Origin of the sequence: Okeania sp. KiyG1 (assembly GCF_014132355.1) — a bacterium.
Taxonomy (GTDB): Bacteria; Cyanobacteriota; Cyanobacteriia; order Cyanobacteriales; family Microcoleaceae; genus Okeania.
This window is the reverse complement of sequence record NZ_BLZO01000003.1, coordinates 1-24,716: the sequence shown is the minus strand read 5'-3', so window position 1 is coordinate 24,716 and position 24,716 is coordinate 1. Positions and strand designations below refer to the sequence as shown.

The window sequence follows — 24,716 nt, the reverse complement described above, 5'->3', positions numbered from 1 at the left end:
GTCTGCGGTTGCTGCTGCGACTAATTCAGTAATTCTGTCTAAACAAGCGTTTAAACCTGCTGCAAATTCGTAACGAGTCATGGCACGGTTGCCTTTGAATGTGCCGTCGGGATAACCTGCGATACAACCATAACGTTCTACTAATGATTGTAAAGCCTGAAATGCCCAATCTGTTGGTTGGACATCTGATAACTGAGAAACAGATGTGACTTGGCCCATTGGGTCTACTACTTCTAAGTCTGATGCTTCTTTAATTCCTGGAGTTATTCTTTCAATAGAGGTCTCTGATTCTAGGTCGGATACCCCGATGGAATTTTTGGATGATGCCTGAGTAGGTTTTTTTGATTCTAGGTCGGATACCCCAATAGAATTTTTAGGTGATGTCTGATTCTCTGCTGAGGTAGGCAGTGCCTGGGCAGTATTAGCCATTAGTAGGGTTAGGCTGAGGATACTAGGACTAAATCTTACAATTTTATTAAGAGTTCTTTTCATTGAATACTAGGACTATGTTTGATATTTTACTAAGTTATTAAAAATTATTTTCATTTAATTTTTGCTGATACCTCTTGATTATTAATGGAATTTACTCCGTTAGTAACCATTAAACTCATAGTTTATCAGCACTGACTGCTTTGTCTAGCTTGTCAATAGATAATAACTTGTTGAGTTATTTTACTATTAATTTTTTATTTGGCAAGGTTAAAGTCGTGAGTCTACTATATTCCAATTATCAATATCTGAGAAAATATAGTAATACACACTGAGATATTTACATACTACATTAGCATTAGTAACGTAGCACTAATCCGTATTGCAGGAAAATTGAAGAGAATGAACTATGTATTATGTATAGCATTGTGCGCTCAGGTTTTGAAAATTAATCGTTTATTTGGATTTGAAATAATTGATATTAATTATTATAGGACTTACGCAGATACGCTGTATATAGCGCTCAATACTATTGTCCAATAGTTACTTTACTCTATAAATAGTGCCTTTGCGTAAGTCCTGTATTAATATATATAGACCTGATCGTCTGTTACCCACATTCCGCACTTCAATTTGTAACATGAAAATTAGTATAAAATCCGTAGCTTGCTTAAGTATTTATACTATATAAATTATCTTCATTGACTTTTATCAGGAGTCAAATTCTCAGTTAAATATAAAGCATAAATACTTGCTGAATCGTTGACTTCTATTGACCACTATAATTTTATTCTGACTTTTAACTTTTGATTTTTAACTTTTGACTTATATTTTTATGCTACATTTTGTGGTGTCGAATGTGGGTTTAATGCTTTGCGCGTAAATTGATTTATCTGGATAGGGCAGAATATTTCAGCCTTTTGACTTATGTTTATATTTGGGAATTTTTGGTTTCCCTAAAAATTTATTTGGCTGTTTTTGCCATGCTTTTAAAGCTGCAAAATAACTACTCCAAGCTGAGTCTAATCTTCTGATTATAGCGCTGTGCGCAGGCAACAGCTCCGGAAAGCAACAGCTCCGGAAAGCAACCCACCCCTAACCACTCCCAGGAGGGGAATAAATTGCCGATAATATAAGACTTTTAGCTATTTGGCCCCTCCTGCAATTTGTAAATATACCAGCGCTCATTGCTATATTTGCTTGCTAACTTTAGTAGTTGGTAAAACTTGATAATCGTCACTTTGAGATACCCTGTGATACAGTAGATTAAAGCTTAGTTTCTTTTTGTTTTCAAGGAAAGAAATATTGGCGCTGGATGGTAATTGGCTAAATTGAAAAGATTTTTCAACAAAAAAGCCTTCTGGTCAACTTCTGAACACAAATAATGTGATTTAGAGTGTGGAGACCCACCCCTACTGCTCCCTGGAGTGGAAAATGGGGAGATGGGGAGATGGGGAGATGGGGATATCTAGAAAGATTTGGCAATCACTGAAGATAGAACATTTTTTTATACCGAATTAAGCAGATTTGATATTACTACTATCTATCAAATATTATGAGGAGCAAAGCTTTAAAAGTGAAGTTTTATCCCTCACTCCTAATGCTTTACTCCCCATTAAAATTGTTCAGCTAAATAACTAAGTCTACTTAAAAATTCATTTCAGCAGCTTGAACTTTCTCGACTTGCTTCTTCTTCAGAACTAACAAAATCTGAGCTAACATGACCAGAGCAAAGAATGCCATCAACCATTTAACTCGATTTGCATCTTGCAGCACAATTTCAATATCTTTTTGACCAAAACCACCGACATTAGGGTCATCTGTAATAACTTGACCTGCTTCAACAGTATCTCCTACAGCAACTAAAAGTTCTGGACCTGGAGGCACAGTATCCACAACAGTCTCACCATCAGTAGTTTCAATAGTAATATTATTACCTACATACTCTTCAAAAGTAATATCAGTAATCTTACCACTAGCAGAGATATTGTAAACAGTATTATTGCTCTTATTACCAGCAGGATAAACCTGGCCACGACCTCGGTTTCCGCCTACATGAATAGCATACTTACCAAAGTGGATAGATTTATCAGTGGCAGGATCTGGAGATAAAACCGGGAAAACAATCTCTTGATATTCTTCTCCGGGTATTGGTCCAACTAAAATAACGTTTTCTTGGTCTTCAGAGTAGGATTGGAAGTAGAGACCAGAAACCTCTTCTTGCCATTCTTCAGGTATTCTGTCTTCAGGTGCAATTTTGAAGCCTTCAGGCAACATCAATACAGCACCTACATTTAAGCCACCTTTACTACCATCACCCAAGACTTGTTGAACCTCGGCATCATAAGGAACATTTACAACAGCCTTAAATACTGTATCTGGTAGTACAGACTGAGGTACTTCTATTTCAGTAGGTTTAGCACCAAGGTGACAGTTAGCACAAACAATTCTACCTGTAGCTTCTCTAGGAGTTGCTGGAGCAGTTTCCTGCGCCCAGAATGGATAGGCATTTGCTGCCTGGGGATGAACTATATCACTGGTAAAGAATAGAGCTATAGTTGCGATCGCGACTACCATCATCTTGGCGATCGCCTTACTCATACTACCCAACATTGCCGCTCGGTCTATTTTTGACATCAGTTGTTTTGTCTTCTCTCAAAATCAGAAACTTCTAAAAATTTTTTGGATTTACTGATTGTTTACCAATCAAAAATCTCTTAACTAGCTATCAGCTTTTAGCATTTAGCTCTCAGCTCTGGGTTAAAAGTCCCCAGCAACTATTACGCTGGATAGTTGAGTCGGGGTTAAAATCCCCCTTCTCAAGGTCAAAAAAACGATTCTACTAAGTGCTGACCGCTTCTTTAAGCCCACCAAGGGTTTTCTCCAGTGCGGAAGTCTGTTTCTTCCCATTGGGTGAAGACCAGTTTATCATCACTAACATTGGCATGGACTAATGCCAAAGATAAAGGTGCTGGCCCCCTAACTACTTTCCCTGTACTATCGTACTGAGAACCATGACAGGGACAGATAAATTTATTTTCACTACCATTCCAAGGGACTACACAGCCTAAATGAGTACAAACTGCATTTAAACCATATTTAGCCAAAGTTTGGTCTTCTTCAATAACTACATAGGTAGGGTCTCCCTTAAGACCTTGTGCCAGAGTTCTTTCTCCAGGATTGTGACTGGCCACAAAGTCACTAACAATAATATCGTTACCAAGGGCATCTTTGGCTGTCACTCCACCACCTGTACCACCACTGGATGGAGGAATAAAGTAGTTAACTACTGGATAGAGTGCTCCGAGAGCTACCCCTGTCACAGTACCAAAGGTGAGAAGATTCATAAATTGACGACGTCCCATATCGGGTACATCTGGTGTTCCTTCTGCTTGAGCCATGAATAGATTAAGTATTTTTATTAATTTACCAGAAAATTGGTTTTAAAGCCTCGCCCATAAGCGGGCGACTTTTTAGTTGATTTGATTTGAACAAAATATTTTATCATATTGTTAGTTTAATAGTCAAATTATGAAAGCTAGATTTAAGTATCGTATCTATCCAACACCCGGACAAAAATACCGAGAGCGCAAAGCTATTTGGTTCGGTCCGTGTGGTTTGGAACGATAGTTTAGCTTGTTGCCAACAAAAGTATACTTCAGCAGAAAAGAAACCTACTAATTCTGAGCTACAAAAGCTTTTTATTACTCAAGCTAAAAAGACTGAATACAGAGAATGGTTATCAGAGGTTTCTGCTATACCATTGCAGCAATCTTTGAATGATTTAAACCGTAGGAGCGCCATTCGTCAGCTATGCGTCAGCAAGCGGCCGAAAGCTTGCGCATAACTATCGTTAACGCCCCTACAAACTTTTTTAAATCGACTAAAGGTCAACAGAAAGGTAAACCTGTTAAACCTCCTAAATTTGAAAGTAGAAAGTCACGCGCAAACTGCTAGGTTTACAATGCGAGGATTTAAAGTTGGTCAACACAAAGTTTAGAAGCGCCAAGATTGGAAAGCTGAAAGTTGTTTCGCCTGTGAGAGTTACCTGCTCCTCCATCATCAGTAACAGTAATCAAAGATTGTAGGGGCGATTTCCTGCGGAATGCTGCGCAAACGCGAATCGCCCCTACTAGATATTTCTTGAGTTTTGTAGTAGAAATACAACCAGAAATCTTACCTCAAACTGATAATTCAGTAGGTATAGATTTAGGTATTAAAACCTTTGCTACGGTAGGGATGTTGCATGCAAAGTCCGTACATGGTACAAAGGTTGATGCTCCTAAACCACTTAAGAAACGAATTAAGAAATTAAGAAAGTTAAGTAAGTCATTATCTGGTAAAACTAAGGGGTCTAAAAGGTATGAAAAAGCCACGGGTTAGAGTAGCTAAATTCCATGGGAAACTGAAAGATACGCTTAACAGATTTTCTACATAAATTATCTACTAAAATAATTGGTGAAAACCAAACAGTTGTTTTAGAAGTATGACAATGTATCTGGAATGGTAAAAAAGCAGTGCGACCCCGCGACGACGCCAGCTAGCTTGCGGAACGCGCACCAAGAGACCACAAATTATCCAGAGCTATATCCGATTTAGGTTGGAGAACTTTCAGAACATTTATCGAAGGACCGAAAAATTTCGCGTTGTCTGAGTTTTAAGCTTTTGATATGTCCGCACCCTTTCCTTCAACTGCTATATAAATGTAGTATAATTTTTGACTTTTAGAACACTTGTTAAATAGTTAGTTTTTCCCAAATTAACTATTTAACTTGAAAATTTACGCAAAAACACTACATAATGCTAAATAAAACTATAGTGCCACACTATATTTAGTGTTTAGAACTCAAAACTGTAGAAGTTATAATCTATCTAAAATCTAAAATAAATGATAACTGGCAAGGAATTACATCAACTATTATTAGACAAGTGGGGTAAGTCTTATGATATTCAACTACGGCGGACAAAAGGCAAAATATTTGTGCAGGTGATGTGGAAGTACCTTGAGCAAGTATCTTTTCCGATGACAGAAGTAGATTATTTGGCCCATCTAGATGCAATAGCCACCTATATTAATGGTTTTGGTGGTGTAGAAACTGTTAAGAACTACATTGAGAATACAAAAGAAAGACCTAGGTTAGGTAAAGCAGTTAGCATTCCTCTAGATTTAGGTGAGAGAGCTTCAGAATGGATGGTGGAAGAATTTTAACCAGAGGGTGCTCAAAACACTACAAGATTCTTCGGCCCAGTAGTACATCTCTATCTGGGTGTATTAGAGCAACTTCTCCATCATCCATCACTACACCTAAAACTAAGACCTCAGACATAAAGTTGGCTACTTGACGTGGTGGCAGGTTTGTCACTGCTAGAATTAATTTGCCCACTAAATTTTGACGAATATAGAGCTTTGTTAATCCTGCGCTAGACTTTTTGATGCCAAATTCACCAAAATCTATCCAAAGTTTGTAAGCTGGTTTTCTAGCTTCTGGAAATTCTTCTGTAGCAATAATTTTTCCTACCCTTATTTCTATTTTCTCAAAGTCAGAATAAGTTATTTTTGTCATTTTTTATCTTTTCTGAATTAGATGGATATCATTTCCGCTGGGGTGAGTTTGTGTAAACCTAAGCGTGAATATCGGGTGCATCTCAATGCGTGAATAAAGCCAAAAATTTATAGCTTTTAGGGAACAGGGAATAGGGAACAGGGAATAGGGAATAGGGAATAGGGAATATATAGGAAAAAGTATTTTTCCAAATATGAGATGCACCCTGAATATCTAGAGGAAATGTAAGTTTTTTTCAGACTTTATAAGTCTTCCTCCCTCTTCTCTTAATCTTACTCTTACCTTACAATACCGATGCTACCGGAGTTGATATGGCTATTATAAATCAGTTTCATATTTGACTTAAGTAATAATATATGTTGTCAAACATCAAAGTTTTTGGCGAAATTATCAAATAGTTTGGCAATTATTTTTAAAACTGGCTGACAAATTGTTGTGAGGATATCTCATATAGCACTACGCATTAAGATTAGGACAGCTAAGAAACTTGAAAACATTACAGTTAAAAGTTTTGACTCTAGCTGATAGATGATAGCTGATAGCTGATAGCTATAAACCTAAAATACGCTGTATTTGACCTTTACTCTCTAATTTATATATTTAATTTTTATTAATTTATTAAGTAAACAGGGTGTAGCATGAATTGGATATTTATAGAAATAAAAATATATTTAGTCTCTTAGTTCAAATGTTTCAAATAGAACTATTTGAGTTAGGAATAAATCATTTTCCATCAAGAATATTACTGAAATAATTTCCTTAATTGTTTTAGTAGTATTTTTCTCCCGGACAATCAAAAAGTGGATGAAAGAATGGATATTAGTTAATTTAGGAATCAAAAAAGGTACAAGAGAAGCCATCGCTGCCATAATTAATTATATAATTACAATAGCTGGTATTTTAATTGTGCTTCATAATGCAGGCATTGACCTAACCTCAATTACTGTAATTGCTGGTGCTTTAAGTATTGGCATTGGTATTGGCATGAAAAATATTATTAGTAATTTTGTTAGTGGTTTAACAATTTTGATTGCTCAACCAATTAAAGTCGGAGATTTTATCGAAGTTGATGACTTATCAGGAGTAGTAGAAAATACCTCAATTCGTTCAACTGTAATCAGAACAATTGATGGTATTTTTGTGATTATTCCTAATAACTCTATAGTAGAACAAAATATTATCAACTGGAGTCATAAAGATTCGACCTCTCGCCTACATCTTCCCATTGGTGTTGCCTATGGTAGCGATACAGCCTTAGTAAAAGAAGCACTTTTAGATGCAGCTAGAAAAGAAAAAAAAGTCTTATCAAATCCTTCACCAAAAGTTTGGTTTAAAGGGTTTGGAGATAGTGCCTTAAATTTTGAATTATTAGTCTGGATTAAATATCCTCCTCTCATAGATCAAATCAAAAGTTCTTTGAATTTTTTAATAGATTCAGAATTCCGTTATCGGAATATTTCTATTCCTTTTCCCCAAAGAGATTTGAATATTCGCCAGATTAATGATCTAATTCAAACACATCAAAAAGCAGAGTTAACAACGGTTGGAAAAAATCAAAAAACACTTTCAACTTCCTTGGTAAAAAATAGAGTAAAAACTAAACTTAATCCCTCAAAATGGAATTTAAGAGATTTATTACGACAGATTAGTTATTTCCAGAACTGTAATAATATTGAACTACGAGATGTCATTGAAAATGGATATAGAAAAATTGTTCCTCGCGGTGAAATAATTTGTCGAGAGGAAGAAGCAGGAGACTCATTTTATATTATTCTTTCAGGGTCGGTAGAAGTATTTTCAGAAAAAGCAAATAAGTATATAACAACTAGATATGCAGGAGAATTTATTGGAGAAATGTCACTAATATTAGGGATTACTCGTACAGCGAGTCTTCGTGCCACAGAAGATACAATTTTATTTGTAGTAGACCGAGAAAATTTACATAATCTTTTGGCAAAACACCAAAGACTAGCAGACAAAATTTCTGAAGAATTATCGCGACGTTTAGAGACTTTAAAAAACTTAGGATTACTGGATAAGCAAGAAAATTCCCAAGAAACAGCAATGATTTGGATTCGGAATCGAATTTATACTTTATTTGGGATATAAATTTTTATCAGTTATCAGTACCGACCTTTGAAGCTAGAGGCTTGAAATACAAAAGTTCATTTTTTTCATACCCTTAAAAGGGAGGCTTGAGACATTATTTTTTTGGTGCATCTCAATGCGTGAATAAAGCCAAAAATTTATCGCTTTTAGGGAACAGGGAACAGGGAACAGGGAATAGGAAAAAAGTATTTTTGCAGATATGAGATGCACCCTATTTTTTTGTCAGAATATTCTCTAAATACCCGTGCAAAATAACCAGTTTATTTTTATCACTATTTTAGGGCTTACTGATATAACGATAAAAGTATTTACAGATACAGCGGATTCCAACTTGGTGAGGTAGAGCCATCGCGGGCAAGATACCAGCACTACAAAAATTTAATTGTTAATACTAATACCCGTACTTCATATACTTGGAATCTGCTGTAAATTTTTTAGCCTTTTTTAGGCGAAAAAAGTGCTACATTTTCATTCCTAAGAGTTAAGATACTCAATATTTATCCTGACTCCTACTCTCACTAAAATACTTTTTCAGCAAACTATTATTTCAGTAGAGTTAAGAAGCTGGAGTAACTTTTTCTGTACTATCAAGAAAAAAGATGTGCATCAACCTTTGCTCATTTTCGTAGAGATGCCAAGGTGTTCCACTATGAAGTATTTCTCGGTTATTCCAGATAGCAAAATCTCCCACTTCCCATTTGAGAGAAAAAATATGTTCTGGTTGAGTACCTGGAGTTAAAAACTTCTCTATTAATTCCTGACTTGCTTCAGCTTCCATCCCTTCAATTTTTCCAGCAGAATGTACACTTAAAAACAAAGCATTCTTGCCTTTTTTTGTTTGGATTACTACTGGTTGTATTCTACCAACTTCAGGAGGATTAAAATTTTTCATAGAAGCTTCAACATCATCTATCCGACGCCGACCTTGAGGTTCAACTTTAAAGTTAATGGTAGGGCAATAACAAACTTTCATTTCTAGAGCTTGTTTTTGCAGTTCTGGTATTAGAAGTTCATAAGCTTTTATAGAACTACAAAAAAGTGTTTCACCTCCTTTTGTGGGTACAACTACTGCATACATAGCACTCACCACTGGTGGGGTATCAGATATACTGTTAAAGTCAGTATGCCAAACATGAGAATATTTAAACACCTCACCAGCAGGAAGTGTAAATTTGTGCCCATAGTGAGTAAATGAACCGTATCCATGAAGAGAAAGTAACGGAGGATAACCAGGCATTTTTTTATAGAATGGGGCAATATTTTTTCCTTCCTTAACTGCCTGAATATCATGGGGAAACCTGGTAAGAAAATCAAGTTGCATCTCTGGAGTTAACTGCTGATTTTTAAACAATAGTAATGAATGTTTTTCAAATCCTTTCATTAGGGTTTCCCACTGTTGAGATGATAGAGATTTTGACAGGTCAATTCCAACTACTTATGCTCCGAAAGATAGCTCTTTTCCCAATTGATTGTGTAAAGGTTTAAATGAGGGTAATGTTTGATTAGGGCTTTGTAGTTTTATAGACATTTTTCTAATATTTTTGACTAATAAATAACTGAACTACTGATAAATAGACTAAATATTCTTTATAGCCTAATCTACTTTATGGATGGCAAAACTACCACCTAAGTCAAGAACAGCTACTGCTTAACCTAATAAATTTTGAGTCAAAGGGTTAGTTGAAAAGGTTAAAACAGCTCCTGAAAATCCAGACCCTAACACTAGAGAGCATTTTTTGAGAACTTACTATTCCCACAATATTTAACAATTATTGTAGAAATTCCAGAGCAAAAATTATTAACTTTTACTCCTAGTGCGACAATTACTAATAGTTCAGTAAAGGCAGTATTTTTTATTTGCCAATTAACTTAACAACCAAACTACCTCCGAGATAAAGAGCAACTACCGCTCCACCTAACAAACTTTGAGTTAAAGGGTCAGTTGAAGGAGTTAAAATTGCTCCTAAAACTGCTGCACCTAACAATACATATCTCCACCCAGAAAACATTTGTTGAGAAGAAACAATTCCTGAAATACCTAACAATAATTGCAGAATCGGAATTTGAAATGCTAATGCCGTACTAAACATTAATAGCAATACAAATTCAAAATATTGTTCAATTGACCAAGCTTGTTCTACTACTTCCGAGCCGTAACTAATAAAAAACTTCAAAGCTGCTGGTACAATTGCAAAATAAGCAAATACTAATCCCAATCCAAATAAAACTGTAGAACCTAAAAAAATCGGTCCGAGAAATCTTCTTTCTCTAATAGTTAAACCTGGTAGAACAAACTTAACTATTTGATAAAGTATAAAAGGACTTGCCAAAAGAAAACCACTATAAGCAGCTACTTTAATAGTTACAAAAAAATATTCTCCTGGAGCCAGTTGGAGAAACTTTACTCCTTGAGCAGGAACTTCTAGGAATTGGACAATAGGTTTCACTACAATGAAGCAACCAATAATACCTACAACTCCTGCTATTAGAGAATAAAATATTCGCATCCGTAACTCTTCTAGATGGTCAAATATAGACATTTCCACATCATCAGGAGCTTGATTAAGATAATCATCATCTTCTGAATCTTGGCGATCGCCTACTCGAGCTGTATTATTGGGCTTAACTTCAGGTTCTTTCAAGCTTACAGGCGCTAAATTATGATTATCTGAACGCTCTGGAGGAGTATTAGTTTCTGGAGGTGTCATATCTGTTTTTGATTTTAGATTAGTCTGTATAAAAGTTCTTATTTTCCACAGTGTAGATCATTGTACCGAAATTCATTAACTACTCCCCGGACTCAAGTCACGGGGAAACAAGCGCAGATACTACGCAACAGGATAAATCCGTGTTACTTCGTTCTTTCTTAGCTGACCAAAGATACAGTCTCTGGGGACAAGTCAAAGTGCCCCTACACAGTTGGCTTAAGTAGGGGCGAACGGCCGCCCCTACAGCTTTGCGGCTTACTTTTGCGATTATATTTGCAGCCCCATTACAGTCTGCATTAATCAACCAATTATCACCAGTTCTATACAAACCACGCTTGATTCTTTTTCCTAATGGTTTCCAATCATCGGGTTTCTCACCATAATTAGGTAGATTGTCACCATCTAAAAACGAAGGGGCGAATGGCCATTCGCCCCTACAAGTATAACTTTCCTCAGTTTCTATAAATATAATTCCATACTCTTCACATAATTGAGCAATTCTTTTTTTCAGTCTAGCTGTAGGAATTGGTACAAACTCAGAATTACTTTTTTCCTAATTTGATTTCATTTTTCTGACCTTTATTCCAACCAAAAACAATTGTACCAATCTGATTTTTTAAACAATGGTTAATTACTATTCTGGCTGCTTTATTTATACCCAAATCGGATTTGGCGATTACGCTTTTCTGTAATGGCAGCCAGTCTATTTGACCAAAATCCTTGAGGCTGATTTTCTTTAATAGTTGATATCTGTTTGTTGTACCAACCCACCCCTTTAGTTCCCCTCCCGGGAGGGGATAGGGGTGGGTGTTTCCCATCTACTATCAAACTCGTATTTACATTGGATACACAGGTCAACCAATTATTTACACCATGGTCTACTCCTAAGACATTATCTTGATTTAATTTAGGTTTAATTACCGAAAAATTGTGGGTATGCGCCTCCCCTTGATCGGGGATAATAAGCGGTCGTTTGCGGAGCAGTCCGTTAGGATGGGATGGCTCCGAAACCTGCGCCATATCCAATCGACCAAGAGAAGAAAAATTTTCATCTCTTTGTCAATCCTATCCGTTTCAAGGAGAGGTAATTATTCATTATTCATTATTCATTATTAATTGTTGAACACTTCTTTTTCATAGACACCATAACCAATAAAAACATCTATTTCTGGGTAATATTCTCAGTTCTTTAATAGCAGAAAATTCTCTTATACTAGGAATGGGAATTAAGAAGCTATCTATTACTATTGATAATCAATCACAAAATTCAGCTTTCAAATCTCTTTCCATGAGAGCTTCTACAGCTTCTTCAGGAGAAATTTTGCCATTTAATAAAAGAAAAACCTGATGAGAAATAGGCACAGGAATTTCTTCTCGGGAAGCAAGATCGATCAAAACATTCGTAGTATTAACACCCTCAGCAGTACCTTGTAATGCCTCTAAAATTTTCTCCAAACTTTTACCTTGAGCTAAACCATAACCAACCCGATAATTTCTACTCAAAGAACTACTACAAGTTGCCAACATATCTCCTAAACCAGATAACCCAAAAAAAGTTTCAGTTTGTCCGCCTAAATGATTACCAACCCGAATCATTTCTGTCAAAGCACGAGTTAACAAAGCTGATTTAGCATTAGTACCAAGTTCCAAACCATCACAAACTCCAGCAGCAATAGCAATAACATTTTTCAAAGTTCCACCTAACTCCGTACCAATAGGATCGGGACTACTATAAACCCGAAATAAACCAGAAGCAAAAATATTTTGTACTATTGTTGCTGCTGCCTTATTTTTACTAGCAACTACCGTTGCAGCAGGTAATTTATCATTAATTTCTTTTGATAAATTAGGACCAGATAAAACCACGACTGAATTATTAGGAAAATTTGTTTCCCAAATCTGAGAAGGAGTCCGCCTTGTTGCTGGATCTAATCCTTTTGTAGCAGTCACAATAATTACCTTTTCTGATAATCCAAATTTTTTGATTTTTTCTGCCGTTTCATTCACTCCTTTCATAGAAATTGCCGAAACTATAATATCAACATCTTGGAGTATTTCTGATAAATTGACATTCAAACTACGAGACCATAAATGTATTTCATGTTGATTATGACCAGCCAATTTTGCCAAAGCAGAACCCCATGCACCTGCACCTAGAATCACTAAGGTTGCCTTTTCGTTGGATACTGGATAAGCAGAGTCTAAAGTTCTAATAATTTCTCTTCTTTTATCAGCTTGAGATATTTTACTTACCATAATTTATGAATCTTATTTATTTATAGCAATATGACTTGAGTTGTGAGATATTGCAAACTTTTAGGGAACAGGGAACACCGGATCTGGGAACAGAGAAGAAGAAAAAAACAGATTATATAAATATCAGCACTTACGCAAAGGCACTATTTATAGAGTTAAAAGACTATTGGACAATAGTTTTGAGCGCTATATATAGCGTATCTGCGTAAGTCCTAAGTATAATAATTGCTATATTCTATACTTTTAAGGAACATCTCAATTCTTACAACTGATTCCTGATTGCTATATTAATTAATTATTGATTGTCAGAGAAGTTAGCACAATAAGTCAATGGTGATTTTTCACTAACTCATAATTAATATGTTCAGATATTCTCACTGTTCTTCTAAAGAAAGAAAATCTATTATATAGTGCCATTAATTCCACCACCAATTATCAGGACTTACACAAAGAAACTATATAGAATATAGATAGGGCATACTATAGTATAAGTTAAACGAATTTTTACTTCATTCTTTAAAAGCTGACAGCTGACCGCTAATAGCTGAATGCTTACCTACTAATTTAGGTGATTGTTGAGGCATTCACTCCGTTAACGATAGTTAATTTTGATCGGAATGCTTAAGTTGACAAACTCTATCCCTATGTTTAGGAACGGTTATTTTCTCACAAATTACTAACTAAAAAGTCAGACCACTTTCATTTTAATTGAAGGATATTTATAGATAGATATATTGACAATAATTTATGTTTCAATGGTAAAATAGTGAAGGTAAATATCTTCCCATCCTAATTACTATTTGCAGGATATAATGCAAGTATTCTTAGGTATTGAAAAAATTTTCCACTTATTTCCGCTGCTTGCAGAACGTTCCAAGGATATAGCAGGAAATCTCAGTGGGGGACAGCAACAAACACTTGCTTTAGGACGTTCTCTGGTATGCGAACCAACTATTTTGTTACTTGATGAACCGTCGCTAGGACTTTCGCCTACTGGAGTCAGTGCTACTTTTGAGCAAATATCACAAATTAATCGTCAACTTGAAACTACAATACTTATCGTGGAGCAAAAGGTACGAGCGGTTTTAACTCTTTGCGATCGCGTTTATGGCTTGAAATTAGGCAAGTGTGTGTTTTGTCAAACCCCTGATGAGCTGAGAACTTATGATGACAGATTAAAAAATTATTCTTATAGCTGATTCAAACATTCAATAGTTTATTGTAATATTTCAAACCATCCCAGATTCCTGCTGTACCTGGATAAGGACTGTGATAAACATTGTCCATTGTTGCGATATGTTTTACCAGTTTCGGTTCCGCATTTCCTACTGCAACACTTTTGAGTCCGGTTTTGAACAAAGATAAGTCATTGAGAGAATCTCCTGCTGGAATTACATTATCTGCATCTAACCCTAATAATTCAATGAATTTCATCAGTGTAGGTCCTTTAGAAACACCTTTAGGCATTACGTCTAAATAAACATCAGCAGATAGAATACAATCAAATCCAGCATCAAACACTTTTTGAACCGTGCTTTCTTGGAGTTTTTCTGGTTCGTAATAGTAAGAAACACGCCGTGGGCCACTACATTCTTGAAGTTCTATTCCTGGTTCATTTGCCATCATTTCTTTAACGCGATCGCTGGCATTTCCCCAGATTTCTTCAACCCACCCTTGTATTGATTCTAAAGGTTCTAGAGTTTTACCGTGAACTATTGTTGTACCAACATCGCCAATAATATAGTCAGGATTAGGAAATTTTGAATCTTCACATAAGCTGTGTACAAATTCTATGTCTCGCCCAGTCACGAATACTAACAGTAGGCGATCGCGATGTTTTTGTAGATATTCATAGAATTCTGCTCGTTGTTCATCTGAACCTCCTAAGAAAGTTCCATCTAGGTCTGTTGCTAATACCAAGGGATAGTCCGAACTCATTTTTTTGTTCTTAAAACAGTTTTTTTGACAACTACAAGGGACAGCAAATATTTGTCTATTTAATATTTAACTGTTCTTGCTTTTATTCAGAAAAATAACATATTCTGAGTAGAATCTTTTTGTTTCACAATGGTCGATCACTTTTCATTATTTGTAATATTTCTCCAATATCTCTAAGTTAGGAAATATTTTAGTTTATTCGTAAGCATTTCCTGCGGAATGCGGAGCTAACAGCTATTAGCAGTCAGCTATCAGCTATCATGATGAGGTTTTAATGAATATAGACTGTTGAGCGCCAGCTTTTATAGTTAGTAGTCGTGTAAAAATAACTTGAACAGTTTTTTTAATGGAAGCTATATTTCACAATTTATCCCAGATAAAATTTGTACAACTTATTCAATCATGGCTCCTTAAGTATAAATTCTGCCTAAATTAGTAAAGCTTTTATCTAAAACTAAAAGCAATAGCTGAAGTTCGCAGTTCCGACCTAGGAGGCTGGCTAATAGCTGACAGCTGAATGCTTACGTTTATTCCTAATTTGATAACCCTTAAAAGTTACAAAAAAATAATTATTTTGTCAAGCTTAACAGTATATTTTGTATCAAGAGAAGACAAAAAAAATTACTGTTTTTTGCACATAAATATTTTTTTCTCTGCTTTCAAAATAATACAGCGTGTTTCATATTAGATATCTCCAGAAAATAAACTTACCCTTTATTTAACATAAGCTAGAGTTGTAAAAGTCAGTTCCCGGGCATCATTTTTCGTACCTTTTTCCTAAAAATCTATTCCCTGTTGCCTGTTGCCTGTTGCCTGCTATGTGCAAAAAGTCTATATCTTTTTCGGAGATGTCTATTAGTGAGGTACACCAGTCGCGGGCAAGATGCCCGCACTACAAAGACTTTATCATTAATATTTGTACCTTATATACCTGTAATCTGCTGTACCAAGTTAATCAAAATAAAAATAATCTACGCGATCGCCCTAGTTCACAAGGATGGTACTCGTGCCGTTAACGCGCGTCAGAAGTCAGAAGTCAGTAGGGGCGTTAACGATAGTTATGTGAAGCAAACGGCCGTTCGCCCGTACAGAAGTTATTTTTGTAACGGGGATTTGAGCAACGCTCCAAAATATTACGCCTTAAAAGGCGGGGTTGCGCGACCCATATTATTTTGATAAAAATCATTAACAATCAACTTCATCTACACAAAGACAGATTTATCTATACAAAGACAGGCTGTACATCAAAATCAGCCATAATGTAGTAGCTCGTCTAGCTTGAAAATGTGGGTAAATTTGAGAAAATATAGACCTCTCCCCCCTTTCCAAGCTATGCTTTATAAGCATCTTTCTTAGCAGAAACATTGACAAAATAGACAAGTTATGTGCGAGTCTTTAAAAGGTTTTTTCAGATAAAAAGTGTATTCAAAAGTACATTTTTTTGATAACTTAAGTAGTTTTTCCTATCTACTATGATTCTTTATCCTTTCTCCTTCAATGGAGGAAAGCCCTAGAGGGTATCCTCACCCATAGTTTATGGGCGGAACATCAACTTTCTGTGCAAGTACACATTGAAACGGGTGAGCCACGAAATCATTTGCACTCACCGATGGCAAATGTCTAGCTTTGTCTAGTTTTCAATAAGGTGTAAATATTGACCAGACCCACTAGAATTGAAAAAGAAAACATTCCTTCAGATTTGGACAATTATTCTCTGAGGCCATCAGAAAAAATAACACAAATAGTACAATTATAAGAGAAAATTATACTAGCAATCTCAAAAATATATGGAGACAGATAATGATATATAGCCGTAGACTAGCAAAAATCCTGGCCCCAATATTCATCTGCTTATTGTTATTGACATCTGCTTGTGGTGGAGCCAAACAACCAAGCCGTTTTGACCAGGCCCAACAACAAAGCAAAACAGAACGTCCTTCCCAAGCCGAACAAGTATCTGGCGGTAGTCTAAACAAGTACTTCCCATCATCAAGTGGCGACTATAAACTGAACTATGCTCAAGAGAAAAAAGGTTTTGCTCAAGCAAGTCTCAAAAAAGGTGGTCAAGAAGTAGCCGTCATGTCTATCAATGACATCTCCGCTTCCCCTGCTGCAGCCAACAAATTCCAAAATAGCAGCAAGAAAATAGGAGGATATCCAGCAGTTGAACAAGGTAAAACTACCACTGCGGTATTAGTAGATAATCGTTTCCAGGTAAAAGCTCAATCAAAGACCCCTCATTTACCCCCAGCGATCGCGAAGCATGGCTACAAAAATTTAATCTAAGTGGCCTATCAAGTCTCAAGTAAATAATATCATGTCCAGTAGCATCGGTATTGCATAGCGAAGGTAAGGAAGAAGGAAGAAGGAAGAAGGAAGAAGGAAGAAAGAAGAAGGAAGAGGGAAGAGGGAAGAGGGAAGAAGTAGGAAGGCTTAAAAGCAAGAAAAAAACTTAAATTTATATTCACCCTTGGGTTTACACATAACGATACCAACGGACATAATATAATTCTGCCCTCCAACTTAAACAATATAGTCTTCCTTTGTTATAGCAGTGCTTGAGGGGTATATTTACCAATTGCAGGAACTACCCAATAGCTAAAAGTCTCATAAGATTTCCTAGGGAATGCTTGGGCAAACAGTTTTTTATTCCCCCTATTGCCTGTTGCCTTCCGGAGTGTGTTGCCTGCGCGTTTGCGTCAGCATTCCGCACCGAAAACGCTATAACTTTCCAAATTTTAACTTTTTACTAAACCAAAGGAGCAACATACAAATGAGCAAACCAATTTTTGAATTAGTAGATGAACTGCCCGAGGATAATCTCACAATTAAATCCTTACGCGCCTTAGATTTTGTTGTTCCTGGAGAATGGAATAACTTGGTAGGATTTGAAAATACCATCCGCACTGTCACAGGGGAAGACGACGAAGACTTAATTCAGCAAATAGGCGATCGCGCCGTAATTCTATTTAATGACAAAGCTCAAGGATATCAACGAGCTTTGTGGCTCTACCAAACTGTTAGTGGAGCAGGTCGTGCTGTAGGTGCAGCTACCCTAGCTAATATGGTTGGTAACAAAATTCCTCTAGTGGGAGGTTTGTTAACTAGCCTGACTCCTAAGCCAGCAAAAGGCCAAACTATCGATCTGTCTCTGAAAGTTGTTGCTGAGTTATTAGGTTTTTGCTCTATAAATGGCATTCCTGGAGATAGTATTGGTGACTTTGTAGGCGCTTTGGGTGATTATAGTGGGGAATCTTTGATGCGGTTAGCAGCCTTAGTTTGTTTTGATGGTTTAATTCCTCTTGGGCCAGACTTTTTACAAGCAGTTTCAGAATGGATCGAACGACTCTCCCCCTCAGACCTAGAAGAAAACGAAGGTTTCAGGGAAATGGAAGATGCTATTCCTGGGGATAATAAAGACAGTAAGTTAGGCTTTATTGGAGAAGCTTTCGGTTCCGTTTCTGGCTGGATGGGAGATTTTGTCGGCGATCGGGGTATTACTCCCCATAATGTGGCCAATAGTCTGCAAAGTTTCGTAGAGTTTAGCGATGATAAATTGGATTATTTGGCTGCATTCCTAGATGTGAGTACCAATTATTATGAACATACAGGAGTTCAAACCCTGGCTCGTCGTTTAGTAGAACGAGCTTATGCAGAAATTTAATTAAGGAAGTATTTATGGCTGAAGAACAAGAAGCTAAACAATCTGAAACTAAGCCTGCTGGAGGCAAGGTGAAAAAAGAAAAGCCCCCTGCTGTGGAAGATAAGCCTTTTGCGGAGTTTATACAGCAAGATTATTTGCCAGCTTTGCAAGAAGCTCTAGCTCAGCAAGGTATTGACGATCTTGACCTGAACTTAGTTAAACAGAAATTACCTATGGCTGGCCCCAGTTCATCTGAAGAATGTTGGCAAGTGATGGGTAAGTTTAAACAAGGCCAGCGTCAGTTCAATGTTTATTTCCCGAAAAAAGATATTAAAGGCCCCAGAGCTTTTTCTTGTGCAGACAATGGTGCAAAACCTGCTACTCTGGAACCTTTTTTAATTGACGAGCGTAAAATTACTCTGGGTTTATTGGTGTTTGGCGTGATTCAACGTCTGAATGCTCAAAAGTGGCTGACTTTAAATTAGTGCAAAAAGGCAGAAGGCAGGAGGCTTTAGTTATCTAGGATAGTAGAAGGCAGAAGGGAAGAAAGGTTATTGTACCAAGCTTTTGAACCTTTTTTAACTGGTTAGTTATTTCCGCTATCCTGCACTAGAAAGTTAAGTTGTAGCGATCTTTTATCTCAACGTTGGTTGAAGACCCGCGCTCTCCTGTTTTGCTGGCGCATAACTGCGTTAACGGCTGTCGCCGACATGTTTGTGGAGCATTCCGTCAGGAAAAGGCGGAGGATGGTGGCGGCAGCTATTAGGGGAGCGTCGGGATGTTTACGCAGCATTCCGCAGGAAAAAACAATCAATTTTGAGTTTTTGTCAATAGTATGTTATACTGAAAATATTGCTGCTGGGCTAGCAGTGTCAGTCTGTGGAGCGCGCCTTTAGACCGAAAAGAGGCTCGACCTTGGAGGCTGGTGCATTGGAGCGCGCAGCTCCTCTGTCGAGAGGCAGCAGAAAGACCTAATAGCGCGATGGTTAGGAATCCTGCGTTGTCACGCAAGTGCAGCGTCGGGAGGATGTCAAGTAGTAGATACTATGTTTCTCCCTGCTTCAACTAACTCGTTGCCCCATCGGTTTCTAATAATTTCGTAGAAGTCCACGTCTGTTTCTAGCAAGCAGGCGTGACCACTATTTGGGAGAACAACCATTTTAGCTTCAGGCAAATACTTGACTAAAAACTTAGCTTGTGGTATTGAAGGCAATAGTCGATCGGCTGCACTAGCAATAACTAATACAGGTTTTTTTAACTTTTCTAGTTGATTTTTGTCTACCTGGAATGAACGCATTAACTCTAATCGCCAGATTGAGGTCTGTTGAGAAACTGACTGCATGGCCTCTAATAAGGCTTGACGTTCTGCCCTTTCTATCCGGCCAAGAGCTGCTAAAAATGGTAAAGTCCCTGTCACCGATAATTGATATAAATGGCTTGGTAGGTATTGAGTTAGATATGAGCCATATTTGACTAAAGGTTGTTGACTGAATGAGGAGGCTGAATTGACTAAAATCAGCTTGTTAAACAATTCAGGAGCAGTAAAAGCAACTTTTAGTGCTAAACATCCACCAAAAGATTCTCCACATAGGTAAACTGGTCTTTCCGGTCTTGCCTGTCTTTCTATTTCAATTAACTCTACTGTCTTTTCCAGTAAGCGATCCCAGCTCGATAGATCGTTGGGTGGGATACTCAGACAGCGAAGGTCGAAAGCATTTGATAATCTGGACTGTTGCGATCGCAACAATTTACCTGTTCCATCCATAGCAGGTAAGAAAATCAACAGAGGTAATTCTGGTCTAGGTGTAGTTGGCCTTAAAAAACTAATTTGGCTAGTTGCCACTTCCATGGTTGAATAGAAATAAAAAGTAATTAATGATTGATAATTTAATAATTAACAGTTAATATTTTTGAGTAATTTCTCCTGCGCACTTTTATTCTATAGATTAAATTTTTTTGTTTCTACAATCTACCTATATACCTAATTATTACTTAAGATTCGCCTAGTCTGACTTCACTAGCAATATAATAGTTTCAGGGAAAAAATTTTTAAACTATTTAATTATTAAATTTATTGATGAATAAGAGCAATTTTTTATATGAGTTTCTAGAATAAAATAGAGAAATAAATCAAGTAGAATCTAAAGGTTTAATCCTTAAACACAACCTTCTATAAGTAAATTAGCAATTTCTTGGCTAACATAATCAGTCAAATTGTTGACTAACTGTTTAGCATACTTTCCATAATATTGCTGACGGTGGGAAGACTTAACCCAAAACGGGCGACCAAACATTATATTAGAACGCTGATAAACTATCGCTGGATGCCATCCAGGCTGATTAAATAAAGGTTCTGAAGGATCGAAAAAACTTAATAACTTCAAAGGTATTCTCGAAGAAATTAACCGCTCATCAGATGAAGCGATCGCCACTGGCAAAATTGCCAAATTTGCAACTGGCGAGCGCAAGGCCAAATGAGCAAATCCTCTTTGAAAATCACTAATCAAATTAGGTGGGGTATGGCGAACCATAGGTGCAGCTCCTTCTGGAAAAACCCCCACCATTTCTTCAGCTTGTAATAGTTTTGTTGCCTTTCGGAAAAAATCTTGTTGTCTACGACTCGAATTATCTAAAGGAAAACAACCCAAACCAGTAACCATTTCTCGTAGTAAAGGTACTTGGCCCATATAGTGATGACAAGCAAATTTAATTTGTCGATTAACGGCCACTGTAAGTAACAAAGGGTCCATAAAACTACGATGGTTACTTACAACAATTATGCCTCCTTCTGAAGGAATCCTGTCTGCATGATAAACAAAAGTTCTACTGCCAATAGCAGCTAAGAACAAACGAGAAATAAGCAGTAGATTATTTGCTTGGTCTCCCATCTTGCCTCTGAATAATTAAGTATATAAATTCCAGACTCTCATAAATATTTTCTCAGGATAGTCACATTAGGATACCAAAAGTTAAAATTTCTTTGAGAAAGTCCAGCCAAACATGATAACAGCATTACTGTTATGGTAGGGGATTTTATTAGCTTCTACAGTTCAATTCATTAATGATGTTGATTAGGTCAAGAAACAACCAGTTAAACAAAGTATAAATCAAATAGGTCGATACTACTAGACTTGTTATGATTGTACCCACCTTTGAAAAACCTAGCCAATCCTAGACATTACTAAGGTTGTCTCTCAAAGGTTGCAGATTAAGTCTTAACTGACTACGTTGGCAGGTCACGACCACCATAAGTGAACTCCAGCTTATGTGCTGGTAACTCTAAATTAAGGACAGCGTTAAAGTGCGCCAATCGGAAGTAGGTTTGATACCGATAGTGTTTAGAGTATGAACAAACCTGGCCAACATAATCAACGAACACTTTCTGTGGCTGGTAGATTGCTAAATTCTGGCAGTTCAAATCAATAGTATTTCACTCTGATTTTCCATGAAAAACACATATAAAACTCAGGATACCTTTGCAATTACAACTCCCCTTTACTACGTTAACGCTCTACCGCATATAGGCAGTGCTTATACCACTATTGCCGCCGATACGGTAGCTCGTTTTCAAAGGCTACAAGGTAAATCAGTGCTGATGATTACTGGAACAGACGAGCATGGCCAAAAAATTCAAAGGACAGCTCAGAGCAAAGGAAGATCCCCCCAAGAACATTGTGATTTAGTGGTATCAGGATTTGAGTCTCTCTGGCAACAACTCAATATTCAATATGACCGTTTTAGTCGTACTACTGCATCTAACCATGAGTTAATTGTCAAAGAATTTTTCCAAAGAGTTTGGGACCAGGGTGATATCTACTTAAGTCAGCAACAAGGATGGTATTGCGTAGCTTGTGAAGAATTTAAAGAAGAGCGCGAACTTCTAGAAGATAAATATTGCCCTATTCATACTAACCAAAAAGTAGAATGGCGCGATGAGCAAAATTATTTCTTTCGTCTTTCTAAATATCAGGAAAAACTACAAGCTTTTTACCAAGAAAAGCCTAATTTTATTCAGCCAAAAAGCCGTCGCAATGAAGTCTTAAATTTTGTTAACCAAGGATTACAAGACTTTTCAATCTCTAGAGTTAATCTAGATTGGGGTTTTCAAGTACCAGTAGATCCCAGCCATACTATCTATGTTTGGTTTGATGCTCTATTAGGTTATGTAACAGCACTCCTAGATCCTGATAGTGAACCTACCCTAGAGAATGCTTTATCAAAATGGTGGCCGATTAATCTACACCTAATTGGTAAAGATATACTGCGTTTCCATGCTGTTTATTGGCCAGCAATGCTAATGTCAGCAGATTTACCAATTTCTCATCATGTTTTTGGACATGGATTTTTGACCAAAGATGGGAAGAAAATGGGTAAATCTCTCGGTAATACTTTAGATCCATTTGAATTAGTTAAAAAGTATGGCTCTGACGCAGTCCGTTACTATTTTCTCAAAGAAATAGAATTTGGGGTCGATGGTGATTTTAGTGAAACCCGCTTTATCAATGTCCTAAACGCTGACTTAGCTAATGACTTGGGTAATCTACTAAATCGTACTCTCAAAATGGCTCAGAAATACTTCAAGGGCCAAATTCCAGAGATTCAAGGTGAGGAAATAGAAGTTACTCATCCACTTAAAGCAATAGGCATGAGTTTGGGCGAACAAGTTATCCAAGCTTATACTGATTTAGCTTTTAGTCAAGTTTGTGAAGCCGTATTGGCCTTAGTGAGAACTAGCAATAAATATATAGACGAAACTGCTCCTTGGAGTCTATATAAACAGGGTCAACTAGAAGCCCTAGCAGAAGTGCTATATTCTGTGTTGGAATCTGTTAGATTAGCGTCTTATCTTTTATCGCCAATAATTCCTAATATTAGCAATGCTATCTATAAGCAACTAGGTTTCTCAAATGACTTTAACGATAAATTCGTAATTAATAGTTCAGAAATTTTTGTCAAACAAACAAACTGGGGTGCTTTACCAAAAAATCAAATTCTTGGGCAACCTCAACCTATTTTTCAAAGAATAGAACTGGCAGAAACTGTTTCTTAAAAAGCTAATTGTAGTATCGTTTTTTTTTCAAATTACATCGTCTATTTTGTGTGATCAAAAATTATATCTGAGTTAAGAATTCCATTTCTTTATTCAATAAAAAAACCGAGGTTAAAAAATCATGTTGAATCATCAACAAATAGAAATTAATGAGATATTTACTCCCGAACAAATTCTAGAAAATCGTGGCAGAGTAGCAATTTTTATTGATGGGTCTAATCTATTTTATGCTGCTTTGCAATTAGGAATAGAAATTGATTACACTAAGCTTCTTTGTCGTCTTACTGGTGGTTCTCGCCTTCTACGTTCCTTTTTCTATACAGGAGTAGATCGTACTAATGAAAAACAGCAAGGATTTTTGTTGTGGATGCGTCGTAATGGTTATCGTGTCATTTCTAAAGATTTAGTACAACTACCAGATGGTTCTAAAAAAGCTAATCTTGATGTGGAAATAGCAGTTGATATGATGGCTTTAGTCGGCTCTTATGATACTGCTATATTGGTTAGTGGAGATGGAGATTTAGCTTATGCTGTAGATGCTGTTAGTTATAGGGGTGTTCGGGTCGAGGTCGTTAGTCTGAGGTCTATGACTAGCGATAGTTTAATTAATGTGTCTGACCGTTATGTGGATTTAGAAAACATTAAAGAAGACATTCAAAAAACTTCTAAGTCTTCTGGTTATACCTATCGTCCCCTATCAGCTATAGGTTTAATGGAAGAACATGATTAAAGATAATACTTGTTCTAATTTAATTTATAAAAATCACCAAACTCTAGAACAATAATTAATTTCAAAGTATCAACGTTTTGTTAGTTTTTTTGATGTTAGTAGATTAATAACTAGAGAATTACATACTCTAGATTTTAGCGGTAAGTTAAAGCAAAAATTGAATATTATTTACTACAAGGAAAGTTGTCAAAAATGAGCATTATCCTAGTAAAAATAGGAAACTTTTTACTCATAATTAAAAACTTTCCTTGAGTTTTTTACTGATATAGTACTACATAAATAGGGGAGT

23 protein-coding genes are annotated in these 24,716 nt (G+C 36.5%); 12 read left to right on the top strand and 11 right to left on the bottom strand.

All coding sequences use genetic code 11. From position 1 onward, the window contains the following. The 3 genes from SAGCYANO_RS43750 to petC form a co-directional block, all read right to left on the bottom strand. Positions 1-429 (bottom strand): iron uptake porin (locus tag SAGCYANO_RS43750; protein WP_237395441.1); only part of this gene is annotated, 429 nt, incomplete at its 3' end. 1,647 nt (positions 430-2,076) lie between these two features. Next, entirely contained in the window at positions 2,077-3,066 is a 990-nt protein-coding gene (gene petA, locus SAGCYANO_RS00175; RefSeq protein WP_202218240.1) for a cytochrome f, read from the bottom strand. Positions 3,067-3,290: 224 nt separating this feature from the next. Beyond that, on the bottom strand, positions 3,291-3,830 hold the full coding sequence (gene petC / locus SAGCYANO_RS00170; protein WP_202218239.1) for a cytochrome b6-f complex iron-sulfur subunit: 540 nt from the start codon (positions 3,828-3,830) through the stop codon (positions 3,291-3,293). A gap of 130 nt (positions 3,831-3,960) precedes the next feature. Here petC and SAGCYANO_RS47200 point away from each other — a divergent pair, with 130 nt between their 5' ends. The 4 genes from SAGCYANO_RS47200 to SAGCYANO_RS00150 all read left to right on the top strand — a co-directional run bounded on the left by SAGCYANO_RS47200 (position 3,961) and on the right by SAGCYANO_RS00150 (position 5,638). Further along, positions 3,961-4,059 carry a helix-turn-helix domain-containing protein gene (locus SAGCYANO_RS47200; protein ID WP_202218238.1) on the top strand — a complete coding sequence of 33 codons (99 nt, stop codon included), beginning with the start codon at positions 3,961-3,963 and terminating at the stop codon, positions 4,057-4,059. Next, entirely contained in the window at positions 4,043-4,276 is a 234-nt protein-coding gene (locus SAGCYANO_RS00160) for a hypothetical protein (protein ID WP_202218237.1), read from the top strand. Before SAGCYANO_RS47200 ends, SAGCYANO_RS00160 begins: the two co-directional genes overlap by 17 nt. A 296-nt stretch (positions 4,277-4,572) precedes the next feature. After that, positions 4,573-4,812: a transposase gene (locus SAGCYANO_RS00155; protein ID WP_202218236.1), complete on the top strand. Its 240-nt coding sequence runs from the start codon at positions 4,573-4,575 to the stop codon at positions 4,810-4,812. A 508-nt stretch (positions 4,813-5,320) separates the two neighbouring features. Next, entirely contained in the window at positions 5,321-5,638 is a 318-nt protein-coding gene (locus tag SAGCYANO_RS00150; RefSeq protein WP_202218243.1) for a DUF3067 family protein, read from the top strand. A 19-nt stretch (positions 5,639-5,657) separates the two neighbouring features. Here the strand turns inward: SAGCYANO_RS00150 and SAGCYANO_RS00145 are convergent, their stop codons facing one another. Further along, the gene (locus SAGCYANO_RS00145) at positions 5,658-5,993 is read right to left on the bottom strand and encodes a tRNA-binding protein (protein ID WP_202218235.1); all 336 of its coding nucleotides are present in this window, start codon (positions 5,991-5,993) and stop codon (positions 5,658-5,660) included. Between the two features lie 804 nt (positions 5,994-6,797). Here SAGCYANO_RS00145 and SAGCYANO_RS00140 point away from each other — a divergent pair. Next, positions 6,798-8,102, top strand: coding sequence for a mechanosensitive ion channel domain-containing protein (locus SAGCYANO_RS00140; RefSeq protein ID WP_237395432.1), 1,305 nt, complete (start codon positions 6,798-6,800; stop codon positions 8,100-8,102). 556 nt (positions 8,103-8,658) lie between these two features. Here SAGCYANO_RS00140 and SAGCYANO_RS00135 read toward each other — a convergent pair. The 4 genes from SAGCYANO_RS00135 to SAGCYANO_RS00120 form a co-directional block, all read right to left on the bottom strand. Next, complete coding sequence (locus SAGCYANO_RS00135) at positions 8,659-9,522, bottom strand: TauD/TfdA family dioxygenase (RefSeq protein ID WP_255502429.1); 864 nt, start codon at positions 9,520-9,522, stop codon at positions 8,659-8,661. Between the two features lie 433 nt (positions 9,523-9,955). After that, positions 9,956-10,810 (bottom strand): twin-arginine translocase subunit TatC, encoded by an 855-nt coding sequence (tatC, locus tag SAGCYANO_RS00130; protein ID WP_202218234.1) that lies wholly within the window; start codon positions 10,808-10,810, stop codon positions 9,956-9,958. Positions 10,811-11,458: 648 nt separating this feature from the next. After that, a complete protein-coding gene (locus SAGCYANO_RS00125) occupies positions 11,459-11,830 on the bottom strand; it encodes a hypothetical protein (RefSeq protein WP_202218233.1) in 372 nt (123 codons plus the stop codon). A 234-nt stretch (positions 11,831-12,064) separates the two neighbouring features. After that, on the bottom strand, positions 12,065-13,066 hold the full coding sequence (locus SAGCYANO_RS00120) for an NAD(P)H-dependent glycerol-3-phosphate dehydrogenase (RefSeq protein WP_202218232.1): 1,002 nt from the start codon (positions 13,064-13,066) through the stop codon (positions 12,065-12,067). Between the two features lie 812 nt (positions 13,067-13,878). On the opposite strand from SAGCYANO_RS00120, the gene SAGCYANO_RS00115 reads away from it, so the two are divergent. Further along, positions 13,879-14,265, top strand: a complete 387-nt coding sequence (locus tag SAGCYANO_RS00115; RefSeq protein WP_202218231.1) for an ATP-binding cassette domain-containing protein — start codon at positions 13,879-13,881, stop codon at positions 14,263-14,265. A gap of 1 nt (position 14,266) precedes the next feature. Here the strand turns inward: SAGCYANO_RS00115 and SAGCYANO_RS00110 are convergent, their stop codons facing one another. Beyond that, positions 14,267-15,004, bottom strand: coding sequence for an HAD-IIB family hydrolase (locus SAGCYANO_RS00110; RefSeq protein WP_202218230.1), 738 nt, complete (start codon positions 15,002-15,004; stop codon positions 14,267-14,269). 858 nt (positions 15,005-15,862) lie between these two features. Between SAGCYANO_RS00110 and SAGCYANO_RS00105 the strand changes: the two genes are divergently transcribed. The 4 genes from SAGCYANO_RS00105 to SAGCYANO_RS00090 all read left to right on the top strand — a co-directional run bounded on the left by SAGCYANO_RS00105 (position 15,863) and on the right by SAGCYANO_RS00090 (position 19,132). Next, positions 15,863-16,180, top strand: a complete 318-nt coding sequence (locus tag SAGCYANO_RS00105; RefSeq protein ID WP_202218229.1) for a hypothetical protein — start codon at positions 15,863-15,865, stop codon at positions 16,178-16,180. Between the two features lie 624 nt (positions 16,181-16,804). Further along, positions 16,805-17,290 (top strand): hypothetical protein, encoded by a 486-nt coding sequence (locus SAGCYANO_RS00100; RefSeq protein ID WP_307785780.1) that lies wholly within the window; start codon positions 16,805-16,807, stop codon positions 17,288-17,290. Between the two features lie 487 nt (positions 17,291-17,777). Next, positions 17,778-18,668: a hypothetical protein gene (locus SAGCYANO_RS00095; protein ID WP_202218228.1), complete on the top strand. Its 891-nt coding sequence runs from the start codon at positions 17,778-17,780 to the stop codon at positions 18,666-18,668. A 14-nt stretch (positions 18,669-18,682) separates the two neighbouring features. Further along, positions 18,683-19,132, top strand: a complete 450-nt coding sequence (locus tag SAGCYANO_RS00090; protein WP_202218227.1) for a DUF2996 domain-containing protein — start codon at positions 18,683-18,685, stop codon at positions 19,130-19,132. 545 nt (positions 19,133-19,677) lie between these two features. Here SAGCYANO_RS00090 and SAGCYANO_RS00085 read toward each other — a convergent pair. Together SAGCYANO_RS00085 and SAGCYANO_RS00080 are read right to left on the bottom strand one after the other, a co-directional pair. Beyond that, positions 19,678-20,496 (bottom strand): alpha/beta fold hydrolase, encoded by an 819-nt coding sequence (locus tag SAGCYANO_RS00085; protein ID WP_202218226.1) that lies wholly within the window; start codon positions 20,494-20,496, stop codon positions 19,678-19,680. Positions 20,497-20,803: 307 nt separating this feature from the next. Continuing rightward, positions 20,804-21,535, bottom strand: coding sequence for a 1-acyl-sn-glycerol-3-phosphate acyltransferase (locus tag SAGCYANO_RS00080; protein WP_202218225.1), 732 nt, complete (start codon positions 21,533-21,535; stop codon positions 20,804-20,806). Between the two features lie 557 nt (positions 21,536-22,092). Between SAGCYANO_RS00080 and metG the strand changes: the two genes are divergently transcribed. Together metG and SAGCYANO_RS00070 are read left to right on the top strand one after the other, a co-directional pair. Then, positions 22,093-23,697, top strand: a complete 1,605-nt coding sequence (metG, locus tag SAGCYANO_RS00075; protein WP_202218224.1) for a methionine--tRNA ligase — start codon at positions 22,093-22,095, stop codon at positions 23,695-23,697. A gap of 121 nt (positions 23,698-23,818) precedes the next feature. Beyond that, complete coding sequence (locus tag SAGCYANO_RS00070) at positions 23,819-24,427, top strand: NYN domain-containing protein (RefSeq protein ID WP_202218223.1); 609 nt, start codon at positions 23,819-23,821, stop codon at positions 24,425-24,427. The last annotated feature ends 289 nt before the right edge of the window (positions 24,428-24,716 follow it).